This is a genomic window from Sorangium sp. So ce296 (assembly GCF_051529605.1).
Classification (GTDB): domain Bacteria; phylum Myxococcota_A; class Polyangia; order Polyangiales; family Polyangiaceae; genus Sorangium; species Sorangium cellulosum_D.
In genome coordinates this window covers 1,743,162-1,763,536 of the sequence record NZ_CP150325.1, presented here as the reverse complement: position 1 = coordinate 1,763,536, position 20,375 = coordinate 1,743,162, and the positions used below count along the sequence as shown (strand labels likewise).

The 20,375-nt window shown below is 72.8% G+C and carries 14 protein-coding genes and 1 other RNA gene; 6 read left to right on the top strand and 9 right to left on the bottom strand.

Features of this window, described 5'->3' with window-relative positions; translation table 11 throughout:
- Nucleotides 1–73 precede the first annotated feature (73 nt).
- The 4 genes from WME98_RS06655 to WME98_RS06640 are packed head-to-tail and all read right to left on the bottom strand — an operon-like array spanning nucleotide 74 to nucleotide 6,688.
- Nucleotides 74–730: a response regulator gene (locus WME98_RS06655; RefSeq protein ID WP_437950526.1), complete on the bottom strand. Its 657-nt coding sequence runs from the start codon at nucleotides 728–730 to the stop codon at nucleotides 74–76.
- Nucleotides 727–1,884: a sensor histidine kinase gene (locus WME98_RS06650; protein WP_437950525.1), complete on the bottom strand. Its 1,158-nt coding sequence runs from the start codon at nucleotides 1,882–1,884 to the stop codon at nucleotides 727–729. The genes WME98_RS06655 and WME98_RS06650 overlap by 4 nt, the downstream gene beginning before the upstream one ends.
- Nucleotides 1,881–5,624 carry a methionine synthase gene (gene metH / locus WME98_RS06645; RefSeq protein WP_437950524.1) on the bottom strand — a complete coding sequence of 1,248 codons (3,744 nt, stop codon included), beginning with the start codon at nucleotides 5,622–5,624 and terminating at the stop codon, nucleotides 1,881–1,883. The genes WME98_RS06650 and metH overlap by 4 nt, the downstream gene beginning before the upstream one ends.
- The gene (locus WME98_RS06640; RefSeq protein ID WP_437950523.1) at nucleotides 5,621–6,688 is read right to left on the bottom strand and encodes an ArsR/SmtB family transcription factor; all 1,068 of its coding nucleotides are present in this window, start codon (nucleotides 6,686–6,688) and stop codon (nucleotides 5,621–5,623) included. Before WME98_RS06640 ends, metH begins: the two co-directional genes overlap by 4 nt.
- Before the next feature lie 380 nt (nucleotides 6,689–7,068).
- On the opposite strand from WME98_RS06640, the gene erpA reads away from it, so the two are divergent.
- The gene (erpA, locus tag WME98_RS06635) at nucleotides 7,069–7,392 is read left to right on the top strand and encodes an iron-sulfur cluster insertion protein ErpA (protein WP_012238498.1); all 324 of its coding nucleotides are present in this window, start codon (nucleotides 7,069–7,071) and stop codon (nucleotides 7,390–7,392) included.
- A 453-nt stretch (nucleotides 7,393–7,845) separates the two neighbouring features.
- Entirely contained in the window at nucleotides 7,846–8,697 is an 852-nt protein-coding gene (locus tag WME98_RS06630) for a sigma-70 family RNA polymerase sigma factor (protein WP_012238497.1), read from the top strand.
- A 66-nt stretch (nucleotides 8,698–8,763) separates the two neighbouring features.
- On the opposite strand, the gene rnpB is transcribed toward WME98_RS06630, so the two are convergent.
- Together rnpB and proC are read right to left on the bottom strand one after the other, a co-directional pair.
- An RNA gene (gene rnpB, locus WME98_RS06625) (RNase P RNA component class A) lies at nucleotides 8,764–9,228 on the bottom strand.
- Nucleotides 9,229–9,429: 201 nt separating this feature from the next.
- Entirely contained in the window at nucleotides 9,430–10,287 is an 858-nt protein-coding gene (gene proC / locus WME98_RS06620; RefSeq protein WP_437950522.1) for a pyrroline-5-carboxylate reductase, read from the bottom strand.
- A 257-nt stretch (nucleotides 10,288–10,544) separates the two neighbouring features.
- Here proC and WME98_RS06615 point away from each other — a divergent pair, with 257 nt between their 5' ends.
- The gene (locus tag WME98_RS06615; RefSeq protein ID WP_437950521.1) at nucleotides 10,545–12,029 is read left to right on the top strand and encodes a Do family serine endopeptidase; all 1,485 of its coding nucleotides are present in this window, start codon (nucleotides 10,545–10,547) and stop codon (nucleotides 12,027–12,029) included.
- Between the two features lie 44 nt (nucleotides 12,030–12,073).
- Here the strand turns inward: WME98_RS06615 and WME98_RS06610 are convergent, their stop codons facing one another.
- The gene (locus tag WME98_RS06610; protein WP_437950520.1) at nucleotides 12,074–13,330 is read right to left on the bottom strand and encodes a lysylphosphatidylglycerol synthase transmembrane domain-containing protein; all 1,257 of its coding nucleotides are present in this window, start codon (nucleotides 13,328–13,330) and stop codon (nucleotides 12,074–12,076) included.
- A 301-nt stretch (nucleotides 13,331–13,631) separates the two neighbouring features.
- Between WME98_RS06610 and WME98_RS06605 the strand changes: the two genes are divergently transcribed.
- Both WME98_RS06605 and WME98_RS06600 read left to right on the top strand, forming a co-directional pair.
- Complete coding sequence (locus tag WME98_RS06605; protein ID WP_437950519.1) at nucleotides 13,632–14,756, top strand: 6-phosphofructokinase; 1,125 nt, start codon at nucleotides 13,632–13,634, stop codon at nucleotides 14,754–14,756.
- A gap of 203 nt (nucleotides 14,757–14,959) precedes the next feature.
- Nucleotides 14,960–18,304 carry a response regulator gene (locus tag WME98_RS06600; RefSeq protein ID WP_437950518.1) on the top strand — a complete coding sequence of 1,115 codons (3,345 nt, stop codon included), beginning with the start codon at nucleotides 14,960–14,962 and terminating at the stop codon, nucleotides 18,302–18,304.
- A 39-nt stretch (nucleotides 18,305–18,343) separates the two neighbouring features.
- On the opposite strand, the gene WME98_RS06595 is transcribed toward WME98_RS06600, so the two are convergent.
- Together WME98_RS06595 and WME98_RS06590 are read right to left on the bottom strand one after the other, a co-directional pair.
- Nucleotides 18,344–18,805: a cytidine deaminase gene (locus WME98_RS06595; RefSeq protein WP_437950517.1), complete on the bottom strand. Its 462-nt coding sequence runs from the start codon at nucleotides 18,803–18,805 to the stop codon at nucleotides 18,344–18,346.
- Entirely contained in the window at nucleotides 18,802–19,653 is an 852-nt protein-coding gene (locus WME98_RS06590; RefSeq protein ID WP_437950516.1) for a purine-nucleoside phosphorylase, read from the bottom strand. The genes WME98_RS06595 and WME98_RS06590 overlap by 4 nt, the downstream gene beginning before the upstream one ends.
- Before the next feature lie 44 nt (nucleotides 19,654–19,697).
- On the opposite strand from WME98_RS06590, the gene WME98_RS06585 reads away from it, so the two are divergent.
- The gene (locus tag WME98_RS06585; protein ID WP_437332643.1) at nucleotides 19,698–20,141 is read left to right on the top strand and encodes a hypothetical protein; all 444 of its coding nucleotides are present in this window, start codon (nucleotides 19,698–19,700) and stop codon (nucleotides 20,139–20,141) included.
- Nucleotides 20,142–20,375: the final 234 nt, after the last annotated feature.

Genomic DNA, 20,375 nt, shown 5'->3' with positions numbered 1-20,375 from the left:
GCCGCGAACATCGGCAGAGCGGCCAAATCGCAGCCGGCCGAGAGGCGGACCGGGAGGTCGTACTTTCGGCCGATCAGCTCTGGATGCGATGGGTCTCGTACGCCCAGATGGCGATCTCGACCCGGTTGCGCGCGCCGAGCTTGGCCATGAGGCTGGCGATGTGGCTCTTGACGGTGCTGAGGCTGATGTGGAGCTCTTCGGCGATCTCGGCGTTGGTTCGCCCGCGGGCCACGGCGAGGAGGACCTCCTCTTCCCGGTCGGTGAGGGCCTCCCTCGGCTGCGCTCGCGCCAGGGGGCGCCGGGCGTCGGCGAAGGCGCCGAGGAGCCGCGCGGTGATGCTGGGCGCGATCAAGGCGTCGCCGCTCGCGGCGGCGCGGACGGCCTGGGCGAGCAGGTCCGGACCGGCGTCCTTCAGCAGGAAGCCGCGGGCGCCGGCCTTGAGGGCGCCATACACGTAGTCGTCGTGGTCGAAGGTGGTGATCACGACGACCCCGATGGGCCGGTCGACGCCCGGGCCGGCGAGCCGTCGCGTGGCCTCGATGCCGTCGATGCCGGGCATGCGAATGTCGAGCAGGCACACGTCGGGGCGAAGCTCGAGCGCCAGCCGCACGGCCTGGTGGCCGTCGGCGGCGGCGCCCACGACCTCGATGCCGGGCTGGGCATTGAGGATCATGGTGAGCCCGGTGCGGACGATCTCTTGATCGTCGGCGACGACGACTCGAATGCTCATAGGGCCGGTCCCCTTCGAGGCAGCACGGCGGTCACCGTCCAGCCGCGCTCCGGGCGCGGGCCCGCGTGGCACGTGCCGCCGAGCAGCTCCGCTCGCTCGATCATGCCGAGGAGCCCGTAGCCCACCGAGGCGGGCTGGCGAGCGTTCGCGGGGGCGCCGTCGTCGCTGACGCGCAGGCTCACCGAGTCACGGTCTGCGGAGACGCCGACGTCGATCCGCGTCGCGTGCCGCGCGTGCCGCCGAGCGTTGGTGATCGACTCCTGCGCGAGGCGGTAGATCGCGGCTGACACCGACGGTGAGAGGTCGTCGAAGTCCCCGGAGAGCTCGACGTGGATCTCGGGGCCTTCGGCGGACCGGTGGGCCAGGCGATCGAGGTCTGCGATGCGCGGGCTCGGCGCGAGATCGGCGGACTCGTCTCGCCGCAGGAACCGGACCATCGCGCGCATCTCGGTGAGGGTGCGCGACGCCTCGGTCTCGATGACGCGGAGCGCGTCGATCGCGGCCTCGGGGTTCTTGGACGACGTGGCCAGCCCGGCCTGCGCGCGGATGGCGATGGCGGACACGTGATGGGCGACCGTATCGTGGAGGTCGCGCGCGAGCTGCGCGCGCTCGCGCAGCTTCACCTGTTCGAGCTCGTGCGAGCGCGCGCGCGCCCGATAGCGGACCGCCGCGCCGAGCGCCATGGCGGAGAGCAGGACGGCGAAGGCCCCGATGACGTCGCTCGTCTTCGCCCGATCCGCGAGGAGGCCCAGCGACGCCGAGACCAGGAGGATGGGCGAGCCCATCATGACGTCGCGTCCGGCGCCCCACCGGAGCAGGGAGTAGGGGAGCAAGAGCAGGAAGGCCGCCGTGTGCAGCCTGGGGAGGTCGCCGCCGGTCGAGAGCCGGGTCAACGCCATGGCCGTGCTCGCGCCGAACGCGATCACGACCATCGACAGCGGCCTCGATCGCCGCCACAGCACCGTGGGCGTGAGGGCGAAGCCGACCAAGAGAGAGGCGGATGTCCACGAGCGATCCAGCCTCACGGCCAGCTCGACCAGCCCAGTCGCGACGAGCACGCCGAGCAGCGCCCAGTCTCCCTTGCCTACGCCGGGCGGATGAGGCGCTCTCGGCTCGGACCAGAGGAGGCGAGGCAGCTCGCGCAGAAGCCTCACGCGGTGTCCGCCGCCTTCGGGTCGTACCCCAGGTTCGGCGACAGCCACCGCTCGGCCTCCTCGAGCGTCATCCCCTTGCGCTTCGCGTAGTCCGCGACTTGATCCCTGCCGAGGCGCCCCACCATGAAATACCGCGCCTCGGGGTGCGCCAGGTAAATGCCGCTCACGCTCGCCGCCGGCGTCATCGCGCAGGTGTCGGTCAGCTCGATGCCGACCGAGGGCGCGTCGAGCAGCGCGAACAGCTTGCGCTTCTCGGTGTGCTCCGGGCACGCCGGATACCCGAACGCCGGCCGGATCCCCCGGTATTTCTCGGCGATGAGCTCCTCGTTGCTCAGCGCCTCTGCCGCGCCGTACCCCCATTCCTTCCGCGCCCGCTCGTGGAGCAGCTCGGCGAACGCCTCCGCGAGCCGGTCCGCGAGCGCCTTCGCGATGATCGCGCTGTAGTCGTCCTTGTCCTTCTCGTACGCGCGCACGACCTCATCGAGCCCGAGCCCCGCCGTCACCGCGAACGCGCCGACGTGATCGGCGAGCCCGCTCTCCCTCGGCGCCACGAAGTCGGCGAGCGACAGGTACGGCTTCACCCCGGCCACGGCCTTCTCGCCGTCCTCCTCGGCGCCGCCCGCGGCCTTCACCTGCTGCTGCCGGAGCATGTTGAACCGGACGAGCTCGCGCGAGCGCGCCTCGTCGCCGTAGAGCACGATGTCCCGCTGCTCGCCGCTCGCCGGCCAGAACCCGTAGACGCCCCGCGCTTGGATCAACCTGCCGTCGATGATCCGCTGCAGCACCTTCTGCGCGTGGTCGAACAGCTCGCGCGCCGCCTCGCCGTACTGCGGGTGCTCCAGGATCTGCGGGAACGGGCCCCTGAGCTCCCACGCCGTGAAGAAGAACGTCCAGTCGATGTACCGCGCGATCTCGGAGAGCGGGACGTCGTCCACCACGCGCCGCCCGGTGAACGACGGCGCCGCGATGTCCTCGGGCCGCCACGCGATCTTGAGCCGCCCCTCGTCCGCCGCGGCGAGCGTCACGAGCGGCTTCGCCCGCTTCCTCGCGAAGAGCTCGCGCAGCTTGGCCTGCTCTTCCCGGTTCTGCGCGTCGAACGTCTGCCGGTTCGTCTGGTCGAGCAGGCTCGACACCACGCCCACGGCCCGCGACGCGTCGAGCACGTGCACCACGGTCCCGCCGTACTCCGGCGCGATCTTCACCGCCGTGTGCTGCCGGCTCGTCGTCGCCCCGCCGATGAGCAGCGGCAGCCGGATGCCCCGCCGCTCCATCTCGCGCGCCACGCTGACCATCTCGTCGAGCGACGGCGTGATCAGCCCGCTCAGCCCGATCATGTCGGCCTTCTCGCTCAGCGCCGTCTCCAGGATCTTGTCCTGGGGCACCATCACGCCGAGGTCGATCACCTCGTAGTTGTTGCACCCGAGCACCACGCCCACGATGTTCTTGCCGATGTCGTGCACGTCGCCCTTCACGGTCGCCATCACGACCTTCCCCTGGGACGACGTCCCGCCCCCGGCGGCCTTCTCGGCCTCCATGAACGGCAGGAGGTACGCGACGGCCCGCTTCATCACGCGGGCGCTCTTCACCACCTGCGGGAGGAACATCTTCCCGGCGCCGAACAGCTCGCCGACGATCTTCATCCCGTCCATCAGCGGCCCCTCGATGATGGAGAGGGGCTTCGCGTACTTCTTCCGCGCCTCCTCCACGTCCGCCTCGATGAAGTCGACGAGCCCCTTCACGAGCGCGTGCGACAGCCGCTCCTCGACCGGGCCCTCGCGCCAGGCGAGGTCGAGCTCCTTCTTCTTCCCCTTGCCCTTCACCTGCTCGGCGAACTCGACGAGCCGCTCGGTGGCGTCCGGGCGCCGGTTGAAGATGACGTCCTCCACCCGCTCGAGCAGGTCCTTCGGGATGTCCTCGTAGACCGCGAGCTGCCCCGCGTTCACGATGCCCATGTCCATGCCCGCCCGGATGGCGTGGTACAGGAAGGCCGAGTGCATCGCCTCGCGGACGACGTTGTTCCCGCGGAACGAGAACGACAGGTTCGACACGCCGCCGCTGATGCGCGCCCCCGGGCAGGTCGCCTTGATGATCCGCGTCGCCTCGATGAAGTTCTTGGCGAACTCGTTGTGCTCCTCGATGCCGGTCGCGATCGCGAGGATGTTCGGGTCGAAGATGATGTCCTGCGGATCGAAGCCGGCCTCCTCGGTGAGCAGCCTGTACGCGCGCTGGCAGATCGCGACCTTCCGCTCCACCGTCTCGGCCTGGCCGACCTCGTCGAAGGCCATCACCACGACCCCCGCGCCGTAGCGGCGGATGGTGCGCGCCTTCCTGAGGAAGTCCTCCGGCCCCTCTTTGAGGCTGATCGAGTTGACGATCCCCTTGCCCTGGATGCACTTGAGCCCCGCCTCGATGACCGACCACTTCGAGCTGTCGATCATGATCGGGATGCGGGCGATCTCGGGCTCGGTGGCGATGAGGTTCAGGAACGTCGTCATCGCCTGCTCGGAGTCGAGCATGCCCTCGTCCATGTTGACGTCGAGGATGTTCGCCCCGCCGCGCACCTGGTCGAGCGCCACCTCCAGCGCGGTCGTGAAGTCGCCCTTCTTGATGAGCTCCATGAACCGGGCCGAGCCGGTCACGTTGGTCCGCTCGCCGATCATCAGGAAGTTCGTGTCGGGCCGGATGACGAGCGTCTCCAGCCCGCTGAAGCGCCCGAAGCCGTCGCGCTCCGTGGGCAGGGGCCGCGGCCTCCGCTCCGAGACCGCCCGGACGATCGCGCGGATGTGGTCCGGCGTCGTCCCGCAGCAGCCGCCGACGATGTTCACGAGCCCGCTCTGCGCGAACTCCGCGAGCAGCCGCGACGTCGTCTCCGGCTGCTCGTCGTACTCGCCGAACGCGTTGGGCAGGCCCGCGTTCGGGTAGCAGCTCACCCGCGCCCGGGCGAGCTTCGCGAGATCCACGAGGTACGGCCGCATGTCGCTCGCGCCGAGGGCGCAGTTGAGGCCGACGCTGAGCGGCCTCGCGTGCTCCACGCTCGTCCAGAACGCGTCGATCGTCTGGCCGGCGAGCGTCCTGCCGCTCCGGTCGGTGATCGTCACGCTGAGCATGATCGGCAGGCGCCGCCCCTTCTCGGCGAAGACCTCCTCCATCGCGACGAGGCACGCCTTCATGTTCAGCGTGTCGAGGAACGTCTCCGCGAGCAGCACGTCGGCCCCCCCGTCGACGAGCCCGCGCACCTGCTCGGCGAACGCGCGCCGCAGCTCGTCGAAGGTGACGGCGCGGAACGACGGGTCGTTCACGCTCGGCGAGATCGACAGCGTCTTCGGCGTCGGCCCCATCGAGCCCGCGACGAAGCGCGGCTTGTCGGGCGTGCGCGCCGTCCACGCGTCGGCCGCCTTCCGGGCGATCTGGGCCGCGGTGAGGTTGATCTCGTAGGCGAGCGACTCGAGCCGGTAGTCCGCCTGGGCGATCGAGGTGCCCGTGAAGGTGTTCGTCTCGATGATGTCGGCGCCGGCGTCGAGGTACGCGCCGTGGATCTCCGCGATGACGTCCGGCCGCGTCAGCACGAGGAGGTCGCTGTTGCCCTTGAGGTCGATCGCGTGGTCGCGGAAGCGCTCGCCGCGGTAGTCGGCCTCGCCCAGGCGGTAGCGCTGGATCATCGTGCCCATCGCGCCGTCGAGGCACAGGATCCGGCTGTCGAGGATCTCTTCGAGGCGCGCGGGGCGTTCGCTTCCGTTCATGGCTCTGCTCTTCTCCTGGGCTTCTTTTCCGTGGGTGCGGCGGCCGCGGCGCAGCCGTCCTGTTGAGAGGGCCGCGCGGCCCGGGGTCCTGCGTCCTCGCCCTCGCGGGCCGGCGGAGCGGCCTCGGCCGCGCCCTCCTTGCGGGCGTGGATCGAGATCGCCTCGAAGTGAGGGGGGCGCTTCTCGCGCGAGGTCACGTCGCAGGCGTCCACGGCGAGGCCCGCGGCCTCGAGCATCGCCCGGAGCTCGCGCGGCTCGAAGCCGAAACGCACGTGGCTGTACGTGACGGCCGCGATCTCGTGCCGGTGCGTCTTCAGCGTCACCCCCGCGAGCGCGCCGCCCGGCCGGAGCACGCGGGCCGCCTCGGCGATGGCGCGGGCGGGCGACCGGGCGAAGGTCAGGCAGTTCATCAGCATCACCTGATCGAACGACGCCTCCTCGAACGGCAGCTCGTGCATGTCGCCGCGCGCGAAGCGGACGTTGCCGAGGCGCGCGAGGCGCAGCCGGGCGGCCTCGATCACGGTCTCGCTCGCGTCGAGGCAGGTCATCGTGCGGCACCGCGGCGCGACGAGCTCGGCCAGCGCGCCGTCGCCGGAGGCGATGTCGAGCACGTCGCCGAGGGACATCAGGCCGAGCAGCCCGCGCAGCGACGCCTCCCAGGTCCGCCCCGGCGAGTAGTGCCGCTCCATGCGCCCGGCCACCGAGTCGGCCCAGCTCGCCCCGCCGGCGCGCGCCCGCACGACCTCGCGGACGCGCTCGCGATCCTGCTCGATCAGCGGATCTTCCGTGGTCGCCTCGAGCAGGGCCCAGACCCGCCGCGCCTCCTCGGGCATCGCGCCGTGGCTCATCGCGTAGAAGGACGACGCCCCGTCGCGCCGGTCCTTGACCAGGCCGGCCTCCCGCAGCTTGCCGAGGTGCGTGGAGACCCGGGACTGCGCGAGCTGCGTGACGTCGGTGATCTCGGCGACGCTCAGCTCCTCGCGGCCGAGCAGCGCGAGCAGGCGGACGCGGGTCGGGTCGCTGAGGAGCCGGAGGAGCTCGGTGGTGGCCGTGAGGTCGGGCAACGCGTATCTCTCAATCCGGATGAACGGATGATAGCGTGGCTGGCCGGCGGGCGGGCGTCAAGCCTCGCCTGTGCGGGCGAGGGCAGCGGCCCTCAGCTGCGGCCCCCCGGCTGCGGCCTCACCGGGGAAAAGGGCGGGTTCCCCTGCGCGAACGGCGGCGTTCCCTGGACGACCGGGCGGTCAGGTCGAAGGCGTACCCCGTTCCGGTTGAGGCACTGGCGGACATCGCTGGAGGTGCGTATCTTTGGCTAGCCCTGAGCACCCCACCCCAGGGCACGGCCGGCCGGGCGCACGCGCGGTTCGCCCTCCATCGGGGCGAGCGCCCCCTCGGGCAGGACATGCCGTCCCCCGCCGGACAAAGCACGCAGAGGAGATTCAGGATGATCACGATCACGCAGAAGGCAGCCGAGAAGGTGATGGAGATCGCGACCGCGGAGGAGCTGCTGGGGCAGGGGCTGCGATTGCGCGTCGTGGGCGGCGGATGCGCCGGCTTCTCCTATGACCTGTACTTCGAGGACAAGCCGACCGAGTTCGACGAGGAGTTCGAGGACCGCGGAATCAAGCTCTACATCGACCCGCTCAGCTTCCAGTACCTCGACGGGACCGAGATCGACTACGTGGAAGGCCTCCACGGCTCGGGCTTCAAGTTCAGCAACCCGTCGGTCAAGAGCACCTGCGGTTGCGGCTCCTCGTTCTCCGTCTGATCCCGCGGCTCCGAGTTCCTCGGACCCCGCGCGCTCGCGCCTCCTCCTGAACCTCGCTTCCGTCCTGGCTCGCTCCGCCCGTCGGCGGAGCGGCCGACGTGAGATGCACACGGGCGCCGTGCGCGCGTACGCCCGGAGCATCGAGACCTTCCCGGCTCTCTAGCGGCTCCTTTTTGCCTCAGCGCTCGCGCGGGCGAGCCTGAGCCGCGTGCGCCATGGCTTCGCAGCCACGGTGTACAAGCTGCCCGCCCGGGGCGGCATGCCAGCTGCATCGCAGCCTGGGTGGGCTGCTCTCTTCGGAATCTCGAACCAACCGCTTCGGCGGCAAGTGCCGGCGAGGCGATCAACGCGATCGAGGTCCGGCTTCGGCCGGCCTCGGCCGCAGGAGCCGAGGTCCGGCGTCGGCCGGCCTCAACAACCGAACCGGGGTCTTCGGACCTCGAAGGAAACCCTGTGCAAACGTCCCGAGATCAGGCCAGCGCAGTTTCGCGCTACATCACGCATGTTCGGCAGATCCCGGAGCTGTCGCGCGAGGAAGAAGTCGAGCTCGCTCGACGGTGGAGGGACCACGGCGACGAGCAGGCCGCGGCCGCGCTCGCGCTCGCGAACCTGAGGCATGTTGTCTCGATCGCGATCAGCTACCGGCGGTACGGGATCCCGCTCGCCGACCTCATCGCCGAGGGGAACTTCGGGATCGTCCACGCGATCCGCAAGTACGACCCTGACCGCGGAAATCGCTTCGTGACCTACGCGGCCTACTGGATCCGGGCGTACATCCTGAACCACGTCATCCACTCCTGGAGCCTGGTCGGCGTGGGCTCGGGCCCGCTGCGCTCGAAGATGTTCTTCCGGCTACGGCGGGAGCGGGCGCGCATCGCGGGCCTGGTGGGCGAGGGGGAGGAGGGCGATCGGCTCCTGGCCGAGAAGTTCGGCGCGCCCGCGGAGAAGGTGCTGGAGATGGCGCACCGGCTGGAGGCCCGAGACGTGTCGCTCGACACGAAGGTCTTCGAGGACGGCGCCCGGTCGCTGGTCGACACCCTGCCGGCGGACGACCAGGACCAGGAGGAGCGCTTCTCCCGCGCCGAGGAGGGGGCGCTGCTCCGCGAGCGGCTGACGCAGGCCGTGGAGAACCTCGACCCGCGCGAGCGGTACATCGTCGAGACCCGGATGATGGCCGACCCGGAGGAGGAGCTGTCGCTCGCCGAGATCGGGCGCCGCCTCGGGGTGTCGCGCGAGCGGGCTCGGCAGCTCGAGGCGCGCGCGAAGAAGAAGCTGCGCGACCGCCTGCAGCCGCTGGCGGCGTAGCGCCTTGCCACAGGTGAGCGGCGGGCGATCACAAAAGCACGGAGCCCCGCCGGGGCGGGGCTCCGTGGTCGCAGGGGACGTAAGCCGAGTTCTGTTGCGCGGGGGGTCGCCCCCCTCGCGCTGGCGATCATTCCTCTAGGACGCGCGTCGCCGCGCGCCTCAAGCAGCCAACCCGGAGGCCTGGGGCGGGCAGCCCTTGCCGTGGCGGCGGTCGCCGCCGCGGACGCCTCCCTACGCGGCCTTGCTCCAGGTGGGGTTTGCCGTGCCGCCCTTGTTGCCAAGGGCGCGGTGGGCTCTTACCCCGCCGTTTCACCCTTGCCGCGCGGCGAGCCGGCGGAGGCTCGGAGCGCAGCCCGTCCGGGCAGGAGGCTCCTCGCCCTCGCGAGGCGCGCGGTGCGGCGGTCTGTTCTCTGTGGCACTTTCCTCGAGATCGCTCTCACCGGGCGTTACCCGGCACCCTGCCCTGCGGAGCTCGGACTTTCCTCCCGCGACCGGGTTCCCCCGGCCGCCGGCGATCGCCTGTCCCGCTGCGACGCGGCGAACATAGTCAAGGGACGCCCGAACGCCAAGACCTCCGCGCCGCGCGCCGGCCACGTCCCGGGCAGCGCGGGAACGGGCCTCTGCCGCGGTCCGCTGTGACAGCTGTGGCAATTTGCTATCGGCTCGTCGAGCCATCGAGTCATCAAGCCGCCGCCGCGGGCCTCGCCACGGCGGCATCGCGACGCGGGGCGATCAGGTGCGGCGGAGCTTCTGCGCCATCTGCGCACCCAGCTCGGCCGAGCGGTTCGACGCGGCCTCGACCGCGTCGATCAAGGTGCGCCGGAGCCCGCCGGCCTCCAGCGTGTGGAGCCCCGCGATCGCCGTGCCGCCGGGGCTCGTCACCATGTCCTTCAGGCGCCCGGGGTGCTCGCCGGTCTCGAGCTGCAGCTTGGCGGCGCCGTACACGGTCTGCGCCGCGAGCAGCAGCGCCGCGTCCCGGCCGAGGCCGACCTTCACGCCGCCGTCGGCCAGCGCCTCGATCATCAGCATGACGTACGCGGGGCCGCTGCCCGACAGGCCGGTCACCGCGTCGAGCAGCGACTCGTCGAGCACGACCACGCGGCCGACCGCCTGGAACAGGGCCCGCGCGATCTCGACGTCGTCGCTCGTGGCGTGGCTCCCGGCGGAGATCGCCGTGGCGCCGGCCAGCGCGATCGCGGCGGTGTTCGGCATGCTGCGGATGACGCGCGCGCCCTCCGGCAGGCGCGCCTCGATCGCGTCGATCGGCACGCCGGCCGCCACCGAGATGACGACGTCCGCGCGGCCGAGCCCCGACGAGATGGGCGCGAGGATCCGATCGACGATCTGCGGCTTGACGGCGATGACGAGCACGTCGGCCCACTGGCAGAGCGCCTCGTTGTCGTCGGTGGTCTCGATGCCGTACCGCGCGTGGAGGAACGAGAGCCGATCGCTCTTGAGATCGCTCGCCCTGATCTGCTCGGCGCCCACGGCGCCCCCCTGGACCAGGCCTCGGATGAGCGCCTCTGCCATGTTCCCGCCGCCAAGAAACCCGATCTTGCGCCCTCGCAGCCGGCCGTCGTCGCTCCCCATCGCCCTCGCTCGCCTCCAGGAGCGCGCACCCTAGCAGCCTTACCGAGCCCGCGGCTCAAATCTCGACGGACACCGCCGCCGGCGCGGCGTGCCGCCGGGGACGGGCGGCCCGGCGCGCGGCGCCCGCCCGGCCCAGCGCGCGGCGCGCGCCCTTGTCAGCGGACCTCGTGGGGTTATTTGTGCGGCGGAATGAACGCAGTCGGTCCCCTGTTCGCCGAACGCAGGACGGGACCTTTCGACTGCATGACGGAGATTCCATGATTCAAGCGGTTTCCTATCGCTCTCGCGCCTCGGCCCTGGCGCTGCTCTCGATGGCGGCGCTGGCGTTCGGCGGGTGCGGCCAGCAGGCTCACGCCACGCCCCCTTCCACCCAGGCCGCCGCCGCCGCGCCCTCCGCGGCGCCGCCGCCCGTCTCCACCGTGACGCTCCCGCCGGCGCCGGTGCCGGCCACCTTCGACGTCGCGGCGCTGTCCGAGCGGGTCAGGCCGATGGTCGTCAACATCACGACGACGCACGAGTCCCGCGGTCCCGAGGGGCTCGACCCCTTCGATTTCTTCTTCGGCCCGCACGGCGGCGGCCGGCTCAACCCCCGGGGCGGCCAGCGCCCGCCGCAGACGGCGCTCGGGACCGGCTTCATCATCGATCCGAGCGGCTACGTGGTGACGAACGAGCACGTCATCCACGAGGCCTCCGGCGTGCGCGTCCGGCTCGCCGACGAGCGGGAGTTCGAGGCCGAGGTCGTCGGCCGCGATCCCAAGCTCGATCTGGCGCTCCTCCGCTTGAAGGGCGCGAGCGGCTTGCCCGTGGCGCCGCTCGGCGACAGCGAGCAGCTGCGGGTCGGCGAGCACGTGCTCGCGGTCGGCAACCCCTTCGGGCTCGGCCACACGGTCACGCTCGGCATCGTCAGCGCGAAGGCGCGCGCGATCGGCGCGGGGCCGTACGACGACTTCATCCAGACCGACGCCTCGATCAACCCGGGCAACAGCGGCGGGCCGCTGTTCAACTGGCGGGGCGAGGTCGTGGGCATCAACACGGCGATCCGGGCGGGCGCGAACGGCATCGGCTTCGCGATCCCGGTCGACGCGCTGAAGGACGTGCTCCCGCAGCTCCGCGAGAAGGGCTTCGTCGAGCGCGGCAAGCTCGGCCTCTCGTTCCAGCCCGTCACGCGCGAGCTCGCCGCGGCGCTCCAGCTGGACACGCCCAAGGGCGCGCTCGTCGCCGAGGTCGAGCCGGGCGGGGCCGCCGCGCGCGCCGGCATCAAGCCGGGCGACGTGATCGTCGACGTGAACGGCACCCCGATCCTCCACGCCGAGGAGCTGCGGCGCAACGTGGCGCGCAACGCGCCCGGCTCGGAGATCGAGGTGACCGTGGTGCGCGGCCAGAAGCGGCAGGAGCTCCGGGCCAAGCTGGACGCGCTCCAGGACGAGGAGGGCGACGCGCAGGGCCGCGCGCGGCCGATCCAGGGCGCGCGGCCCGAGCGGCAGCAGAGCGCCGAGAAGCTCGGCATCCACGTCTCCGACGTGGTGGGCGGCGGGGTGCGGGTCGACGGGTTCGCGCAGGGCGTCGACACGCAGGAGCTCCAGGTGGGCGACGTGATCCTCGAGGTGAACGGCGCCCCGATCAAGGACGTCGCCGGCCTCCGCGCGGCCATCGGCAAGACCAAGGAGGGGTCGACGGCGCTCCTCAAGGTGCGGCGCGGCAAGGTCGTCCAGTTCGCGGCCGTGCCCATCCCCGCGCGCTGATCCCGCGGCGCGGCGCGCGCCGGTCCGCGCCGGTCCCCCCAGCATCACCCCGCGCCGCGCCGCCGGCCGGCGGCCTCCTCCCCGCCCTCCGACACGCTCGCGGGCGCGGCGCTCGCAGGCGCACCGCCGGCGGCGCGCGCCGCCTCGAGCGCTCGCTTTTCCGCCTCCGTCTGCTCCACCTGCGCCTCGAGCACGTCGGTGCCGAGGTAGCGGAAGACATAGATGCCCCCCACGAACATGCAGAGGAACAGGGTGAGCACCCGCCACAGGACGACGTACGGCACCACGAACGCGCCCTCGACCCAGGGCGACATGAGCGCGTTCGAGCCGAGCTCGGCGACGCCGCTCGCGCCGGGCGTGGGGCTCATGTAGAGCGCGAAGTTGAGCACCGTCTGCGTCAGGACGACCTGGACGACCGGCGGGCCCACCGAGACGAAGGTCGAGGGCGTCGTCGGGATGCCGAGCCCGAGCAGGATGAAGTAGGCGACGGCGAACCGCGACCAGAAGAAGCCGAACGTGAGCAGCAGCGCGGCGGCGTAGGCGCGCTTCCCGCGGCGCATGTAGATGCGGAAGCCCTTGTGGAACTCGTCCACGCCGTGCAAGACGCGCGCGGTCGTGGCGTGGGGTGCGGCGAGCGCGGCGTCGGCGCGGGCCCGCAGCCGGGGCACGCGCCGGGCGACCCGCATCGCGGCGCGCAGGAGCCCCCCGAGCGGCACCGACAGCGCGCGGACGATCGCCTTGAGCAGCGGCGGGTACGCCGCCGCGAAGATCAGCCCGACGAGCGCCGAGCCGAACATGGCGATGGTGAAGAAGAGCAGCCACTCGATCTGCGGGCCCCCGTGCAAGACCAGCATCCCGCTCTGCCGCAGCGCGAAGATGGCGACGGCCGAGAGGAGGAAGAACGAGACCGTGCACGAGGCGGTGAGCAGCTCCGCCGTGGCCACGTCGACGAGCCGCATGCCCCCGTGCACGAGCACGGCGGCCTGCGACGGCGCGGCGCCGGCCTGTCCCGGGGTCACGCCGGCGCAGAACATCAGCACGAACTCCGAGGTCACCGCGGTGCGCACGCGGAGCCCGGGCCAGAGCACGCGCCCGAGGACCCAGATCCTGAGGCCTCCGAACACGCCCTCTTGCAGCGCCAGCACGGCGCCGACGAGCAGCCAGCCCGGCCGCACGTGCGCGAGCCCGGCGGCGAGGCTCGCCTGCTTGTCGTGGATCTCGCTGTAGAGCACGTACGCGAACGACGCGAGCGTGAGCGTGACGATGACCTGGATGCCTCGGATCAGGGTGGCGCGGTTCATACGGGGGCGCGCAGCCGGGGTGATCGCATGCGCATGCCCCTATACCCTGTCGCCGGCGCTCGCGACCGTCATGCGGCGCCGCTCCCGCCGCGAGGCGCGCCGCAGAGCGGCCCCGACCACACGGCGCGCGCCGGTGCGAACCACGCTTCGCGGAGGCGTCTTCGCTCCTCCAGCGCGCCGCGCGCCGTCGTTCGTCGTCGACGCGAAGCGTGGCTGTCACGCGCGCCCCGCGCCTTTCGAGGCTCGGGCGAGGAAGATGTCTATTGCGTCGCCGAGGATGGCTCGCAATGCTGGCCGCCTCATGGCGGCACGTAAGATCGCTATCAGCACCGGCGGCGGCGACGCGCCCGGGCTCAACGCTGTGATCCGCGCGGCCACGCTCGGCGCGCTCGAGCGTGGCTGGGAGGTCTGGGGGATACGGCAGGGCTACCGCGGGTTGCTCGACGACTCGCCGGACGGGCTCATCCGGCTCGATCGCGAGCGTGTGCGGGGCATCGCGCACCTCGGGGGCACCATCCTGGGCACCGCGAACCGCGGCGATCCGTTCCACTACCCGACGCCGGGCGAGCACGGGCTCGTGCCGCGGGATCGGTCCGAGGATCTCGTGCGGCGGTTCCGCGCGCTGGGGTTCGACGCGCTCATCGCCGTGGGCGGCGACGGCTCGATGCGGATCGCGCACGAGCTCCTCCAGCGCGGGCTGCCCCTCGTCATCGGCGTGCCGAAGACGATCGACAACGACGTCTGCTGCACGGACATCACGTTCGGCTTCGACACGGCCGTGTCCATCGCGACCGAGGCGCTCGACCGGCTCCACACCACCACCGAGGCGCACGAGCGGATCATGGTCGTGGAGGTGATGGGGCGGCACGCCGGCTGGATCGCGCTCAACGCCGGGATGGCCGGGGGCGCGGACGTCATCCTGATGCCGGAGATCCCGTTCCGGTACGAGCCGATCGCCGACAAGATCCGCCTCCGGGAGTCGCGCGGGCGGCGCTTCTCCATCGTGGTGGCGGCGGAGGGGGCGTATTCGCAGGGGGGAGAGCTGATCATCAAGGACGCGGGCGACGCCTTCCGTCGCACCGCCGTCCTCGGGGGCGTGGCCGAGCGCGTCGCCAAGGAGCTCGCCGCCCGGACGGGCAAGGAGGCGCGCTCGATGGTGCTCGGCCACCTGCAGCGCGGCGGGGGGCCCACGACGGCGGACCGCCTGCTCGCGCTCCGCTTCGGCGCGGCCGCGGCGCGCTGCCTCGTCGAGGACTGCGGGAGCGGGATGGTCGCGCTGCGGGCGAACCGGATCGAGCTGGTCCCCCTCGACGAGGTCGCGGGAAAGACGAAGACCGTGCCGCTCGACTCGGACACGGTCGTCACGGCCCGCGAGATGGGCCTGTGCTTCGGCGACGAGCCGACCGGCCACTTCGCCGCGACCTGACCCGCGGGCGCGCGGGTGGGCTGCTGTCGGCCGTCGGCCCCGCAGGCGCCATGGTGGGACTGTCCAGGTTCGCCCTCGGCCGGCGTTTCGCGCAGCGCGTCGTCGGCCGGACGGCCTGAACGAGTCAACCAGCCTCGTGTTTGACACTCGTCGAAGGGGGCCGATATCTTGGGTTCCCCTCCGAACCCGCGCACACCCGGAACATGACGAAAGTCCTCGTATTTGAGAGCGATCCGGCGTTCGCCGGGGAGCTCCGCACGGAACTCGGCCGCCTTGGCTGCACCGTTCAGGTCGTCGACGACGGCAACGTCGGCCTGCAGGCCGCCGCGGCGGATCGCCCCGACCTCATCCTCCTGTCGATCGAGCTGCCGCGCATGAACGGCTTCTCGGTCTGCAACAAGCTCAAGAAGGACGTGCAGCTCAAGGACGTCCCGCTCGTCATCATGTCGAGCGAGTCGAGCGAGGAGACGTTCGAGCAGCACCGCAAGCTCAGGACGCGGGCGGAGGACTACATCCACAAGCCGATCGCGTTCGGCGAGCTCCTCGAGCACATCCGCAACTACGTCCCGCTCGACGGCGACGAGGCCGAGGCCGATCCGATCATGATCGACGAGGCCGAGGTGCTCGAGGCCGACATCGACGAGGACTCGGGCGATCCCACGATCATCACGGCGGCGGTGTCCTCGAACGGCACGCCCGCGAGCGTCGCGCCGCCGCCGCCCGCCGCGCCGAGGCCGCCGTCCGCCGCGCCGCCGCCGCCGCCGCCGCCGGCCCCGCCTCGGCCGCCGTCGGTCGCGCCCCGGCCGCCGTCCGCCGCGCCGCCGCCGCCCGCCGCCGCCGCGCAGGATCGCGCGCGGGCGCCAGGGCCGACGAAGCCGCCGCAAGCGCCCGCGGTGAGGTCGGATTCCGGCAAATCGGACGAGGACATCGAGGAGTTCATCGGCGGCGCGTTTACCCGGTTGATCCGCGACGAAGAGGAGGAGCGGACCGACGTCAGGCCCTCGGTCGCGCCGTCGACGCGGACGCCCTCGGTCGCGCCGTCGACGCGGACGCCCTCGGTCGCGCCGTCTGCGCGGACGCCCTCGGCCGCGCCGTCGACGCGGACGCCGACGTCCACCAGCACGCCGTTGCCGGCCTCGGCGCCGCCGCCGGTGAGCTCGTCGCCCGTGGCCGCCTACCGCGCGCCTGTCTCCGAGCGCGGGGGCGCCTACCGCGCGCCCGTCTCCGACCGCGGGGGCGCCTACCGCGCGCCCGTCTCCGAGCGCGGCAGGCTGACCCCTGCGCCGCCGGCGCCGCGATCCGACGCCGACGCGGGCGAGATCGAGCGCCTGCGCGCCGAGCTGGACCGGTCCAAGGACGAGATCGTCCGCCTCACCAAGGAGGTGGCCGCCGCGCGCGCCACGTCGCACCGCCTCGAGGGCGAGCTCTCTTCGGCGAACGACAGCAGCCAGGAGGCGGCCCGCCTGCGGCGCGAGCTCGATGAGCTCAGGGCGAAGGCCGCGACCGGCAGCAGCCCCTCCAGGCCCGGCGGCGTGTCGAGCCGCGAGTTCCTCGATCTGCGCGAGGCGCTGAACAAGAAAGACAAGGAGATCCTCGCGCTCCGCGACCAGATGTCGCGCAAGGACAAGGAGCTCCTGGAGCTCCGGGATCAGGCGCTGTCGCTCGAGCGGGAGAAGGCCGACCAGGTCGACCGCATCCTGGAGCTCGAGCGCGCGAGCGAGGACCTCGACGCGCAGGTGGCGTCGCTGCGCGCGGACAAGGAGCTCGCCGCAAAGCGCGCCGACGACTTCAGGGCGCGCGCCGAGAAGCTGCAGGCGCAGATCGCCGGCCGCGACGCGGATCTGTCGGCGGCCCGGCAAGCGTTGATGGACGCGGAGGCCGCGCACACGGAGGCGCTGCGCTCCGCGGCGGACGAGAGGGCGCAGGCGATCGCCGCCGTCGAGGCGTCGGCGCGGCGCGAGATCGAGGAGAGCGCGCAGGCGGAGCGGGAGCGCTTCGAGCAGGCGGCCGCGGCGCACCGGGCGGAGGTCGAGCGGCTGAGCGCCGAGCACGCCGCCCGCGTGGAGCAGCAGGCCGCCGAGCACCGCGCGGCCGCCGACAGGCTGGCCGGCGAGCACGCGGCGGCCATCGACAAGCTGGCCGGCGAGCACGCGGCGACGCTCGAGCGGGCAAAGGCCGAGCACGCGGCGACGGCGGACGGCCTGAGAGCGGAGCACGCCGCTGCCATGGACGGCCTGAGGGCGGAGCACGCCGCCGTCGTCGATCGGCTCAGGGCCGAGCATGCCGCGGCGATGGATGGCCTGAGGGCGGAGCACGCTGCGGCGCTGGACCGGCAGAGGGCGGAGCACGACGCGGCGGTCGCGACGTCGCAGCGCGAGCACGAGGCCGCCGTCGAGGCGCTCCGGCGCGAGCACGCGGGCGAGACCGAGCGGCGCGACCGGGAGCACGCGGCGGCGCTGGACGCGGCGCGCGCCGAGCACGCCGCCGCGCTGGACGCGGCGCGCGCGGAGCACGCCGCCGCCGTCGAGCGCATGAGCGCGGAGCACGCGGCCGCGCTGCAGGGGGCGCGGGCCGAGCAGGTCGCCGCGCTCGAGCGGCAGCAGGGCGAGCACGCGACCGCCGTCGAGGCGCTGCGGGGCGAGCACGCGACCGCCGTCGAGGCGCTGCGGGGCGAGCACGCGGCCGCCGTCGAGGCGCTGCGGGGCGAGCACGCGACCGCGCTGGAGACGCTGCGGCGCGAGCACGCGGACGACAGGGAGCGGCGCGATCGCGAGCACGCGGCCGCGCTGGAGGCGCTGCGGACCGAGCACGCGGCCGCCGTCGAGGGGCAGGCGAACGAGCACGCGCGGGCGCTCGAGGCGGCGCGAGAGGACTTCGCGGCGCGGCTCGCGGCGCGAGAGCGCGAGCTCGTCGAGGAGCGCGAGGAGGCCGTGCGCGCCGCCGAGCAGGCGCACGCGGCGCGGGTGGCCGACCTCGAGGCGCGCGCCGCCGAGCGGCAGGCGCAGATCGAGGCGGCGCACGCGCAGGCGCTCACCGACCTCCGCGGGGCGCATCAGGCCGAGATCGCCGAGCGCGAGGCCGCGTGGGCGGCGCAGAAGCACGAGCTGGACGAGATCGCCCGCGGGCTCTCCACCGAGCTCGGGCAGGCGCGCAACCAGGTGGCGCACCTCGAGGCCCGGGCGCACGAACTCGATCAGCAGCTGGAGCAGCGCGCGGGCGAGCTCTCCGCCCGCACCGGGGAGCGCGACCGCCTGCAGGGCGAGCTCGCCGAGCGGGCGCGCGACGTCGAGGCGCTCCAGGGCCGGCTCGCCGAGGCCGAGCAGCGGGAGAGCGAGCTCGGCGCGCAGCTCTCGCACCGGACCGAGGAGCGCGACACCCTGAGGACGCAGGGCGAGCAGCTCGCGGAGCAGCTCGCCGTCGAGCGAGCCCGCCTGCAGAAGGCGCGCTCGAAATGGGGCGAGGACCGCGCCTCGCTGGAGCGCGCGCGGGAGGCGCTCGCCTCCGCGCTGTCGCAGATCGAGCAGAACGAGGTGCTGTCGGTCGAGTGAGCCGGCGGCGCTCGCTGGCGCGGGCGGCGCGCGGGGCGATCAGCGCGAGAGCGCGGCCGCCCCGAACGCCTCGGGCAGGAGCGCTGCCAGCGAGGTGAGCCGGGCCGGCGCGCCGCCGTCGGCGGCGATGAGGCGGATCGGGAGATCGGCGGCGAACTCGGCGAGGGTCTGCCGGCACATGCCGCACGGGCTGCCGAGGACGGGTCCGCTGGTGGCGACGGTGAGCGCGATCGGGTCGCGCTCGCCGGCCGCGACCATCTGCACGATGGCCGAGCGCTCGGCGCAGATGGCGAGCCCGTACGAGGCGTTCTCGACGTTGCAGCCGGCGAACACGCGGCCGGATCGCACGAGGATCGCCGCGCCCACCCAGTAGCCCGAGTACGGCGCGTGCGCGCGCTCCCGGACGGCGAGCGCCGCCCGGTCGAGCGCGTCCCAGTCGATCGCCGGCGCCGCCCCGGCCGCGGCGGGCGCCTCGCCGGCGTCCTGCGGGGCGCGGCTCACGACGCCGCGCTCCCGGCCGCGGCCTCGGCGCCGACGCGGCGGACCCACGTCGAGAGCAGCGCCGTGAACCGAGCGCGCGCCCTCCGGGCGGTCTCCTCGACCTCCTTGTGATCGAGCTCGCGCTGGGTCAGGCCCGCCGCGAGGTTCGTGATGCACGAGATGGCCGCGGCCGGCACGCCCATGTGCCGGAGCGCGATGATCTCCGGGACGGTGCTCATCCCGACCGCGTCTGCCCCGAGCGTGCGCAGCATCCGGATCTCCGCCGGCGTCTCGTACGTCGGGCCGAGCAGCCCGGCGTAGACGCCCTCGCGCAGCGGGACGCCGGCTTCGCTCGCCGCCGCCCGCGCGAGATCGAGCAGCCGGGGATCGTGCGCGTAGGTCATGTCGGGGAAGCGCTTGCCGAGCGCGTCGTCGTTCGGCCCGACGAGCGGGTTCGTCCCCATCAGGTTCAGGTGATCGGTGAGCAGCATGAGATCGCCGGCGGCGAAGCCGGGGTTGATGCCGCCGGCCGCGTTCGTCAGGAGCACGGCGCGGCAGCCGAGCCGCGCGAGCACGCGCACGCCGAACACGGCCTTCGCCGGCGGGTGCCCCTCGTAGAGGTGCGCGCGGCCCTGCAGGCAGGCGACCGGCACGTCCCCGACGCGCCCGGCGCAGAGAAAGCCCGCGTGCCCCTCGACGGCGGGCCGGGGCATGCCGGGGATCTCGGCGTAGGGGACCTTCACGAGCCCGGAGAGCTCGTCGCCCCAGCCCCCGAGCCCTGAGCCCAGCACCACACCGACGCTCGGAAGCGCCGGAATTCGTTGGCGAATGACGCGTGCGGCTTCGTCGAGCTCGGCCAGGAGGGTCATCGCGACAAGCTACCCCAGGGCGACGCAAAGGGTAAACGTCGCAGATGCACAGCGACATCGACCGTGATAGGGTCGCCGCCCTTTCGGGGCAAGTGACGACGATGGGCACCAAGATCGAAGATTTCTTGAAGGAAAAGAAGATCGACCCCCGCCGCATCCTGGCGGCGTCGGTCAAGATCGAGCGGCTGCAGCCCGAGGATCGGGCGATCCGCCTGACCAAGCGGCTGGCGCGCGGCAGCGAGGACGCCGCGAAGAAGAAGGAGGCCGCCGGCGCGAAGAAGCCGCGCAGCGGCCGCCCGGTGACCGACCGCACGCTGAGCGCCGCGTTGCAGGGCAAGCCGATCAGCGGCCCCGCGAAGACGCGCCTGCTGCGCGCGGTCAACCGCATCCTGGAGCAGAAGAAGCAGGAGAAGGTCGAGCTGTCGGCGCTCTTCGACCTGCCGAAGAAGGGTGGCGCCGCGGCGGAAGGCGCCGAGGCCGCGGGCTGATCGTACCGGACGGCCCGGACCCCTACGGCTCTTTCCACCGCCCGGCTTGAGCGCACGTCGGCCCCAGGCCGGAGCGGGCTCAAGCCGGGCACCTTTTTGTAGGTCCGGGCCTGACGCCGGTCGCTACACGCGATCGCGGCGGCGGGAGCCCAGCTCGAGCAGGTCGGCGGCCACGAGGGCCACGGTCAGCGACACGGCGATGATGATCATGCGCTGGAAGGTCGCGCCAATGTG

Bases quoted from the DNA above. Each gene is read 5' to 3' on its own strand.
- metH (WP_437950524.1), bottom strand. From the start codon at position 5,624: ATGAACGGAAGCGAACGCCCCGCGCGCCTCGAAGAGATCCTCGACAGC.
- WME98_RS06615 (WP_437950521.1), top strand. From the start codon at position 10,545: ATGATTCAAGCGGTTTCCTATCGCTCTCGCGCCTCGGCCCTGGCGCTG.
- erpA (WP_012238498.1), top strand. From the start codon at position 7,069: ATGATCACGATCACGCAGAAGGCAGCCGAGAAGGTGATGGAGATCGCG.
- WME98_RS06610 (WP_437950520.1), bottom strand. From the start codon at position 13,330: ATGAACCGCGCCACCCTGATCCGAGGCATCCAGGTCATCGTCACGCTC.
- proC (WP_437950522.1), bottom strand. From the start codon at position 10,287: ATGGGGAGCGACGACGGCCGGCTGCGAGGGCGCAAGATCGGGTTTCTT.
- WME98_RS06585 (WP_437332643.1), top strand. From the start codon at position 19,698: ATGCACAGCGACATCGACCGTGATAGGGTCGCCGCCCTTTCGGGGCAA.
- WME98_RS06655 (WP_437950526.1), bottom strand. From the start codon at position 730: ATGAGCATTCGAGTCGTCGTCGCCGACGATCAAGAGATCGTCCGCACC.
- WME98_RS06605 (WP_437950519.1), top strand. From the start codon at position 13,632: ATGGCGGCACGTAAGATCGCTATCAGCACCGGCGGCGGCGACGCGCCC.
- WME98_RS06590 (WP_437950516.1), bottom strand. From the start codon at position 19,653: ATGACCCTCCTGGCCGAGCTCGACGAAGCCGCACGCGTCATTCGCCAA.
- WME98_RS06600 (WP_437950518.1), top strand. From the start codon at position 14,960: ATGACGAAAGTCCTCGTATTTGAGAGCGATCCGGCGTTCGCCGGGGAG.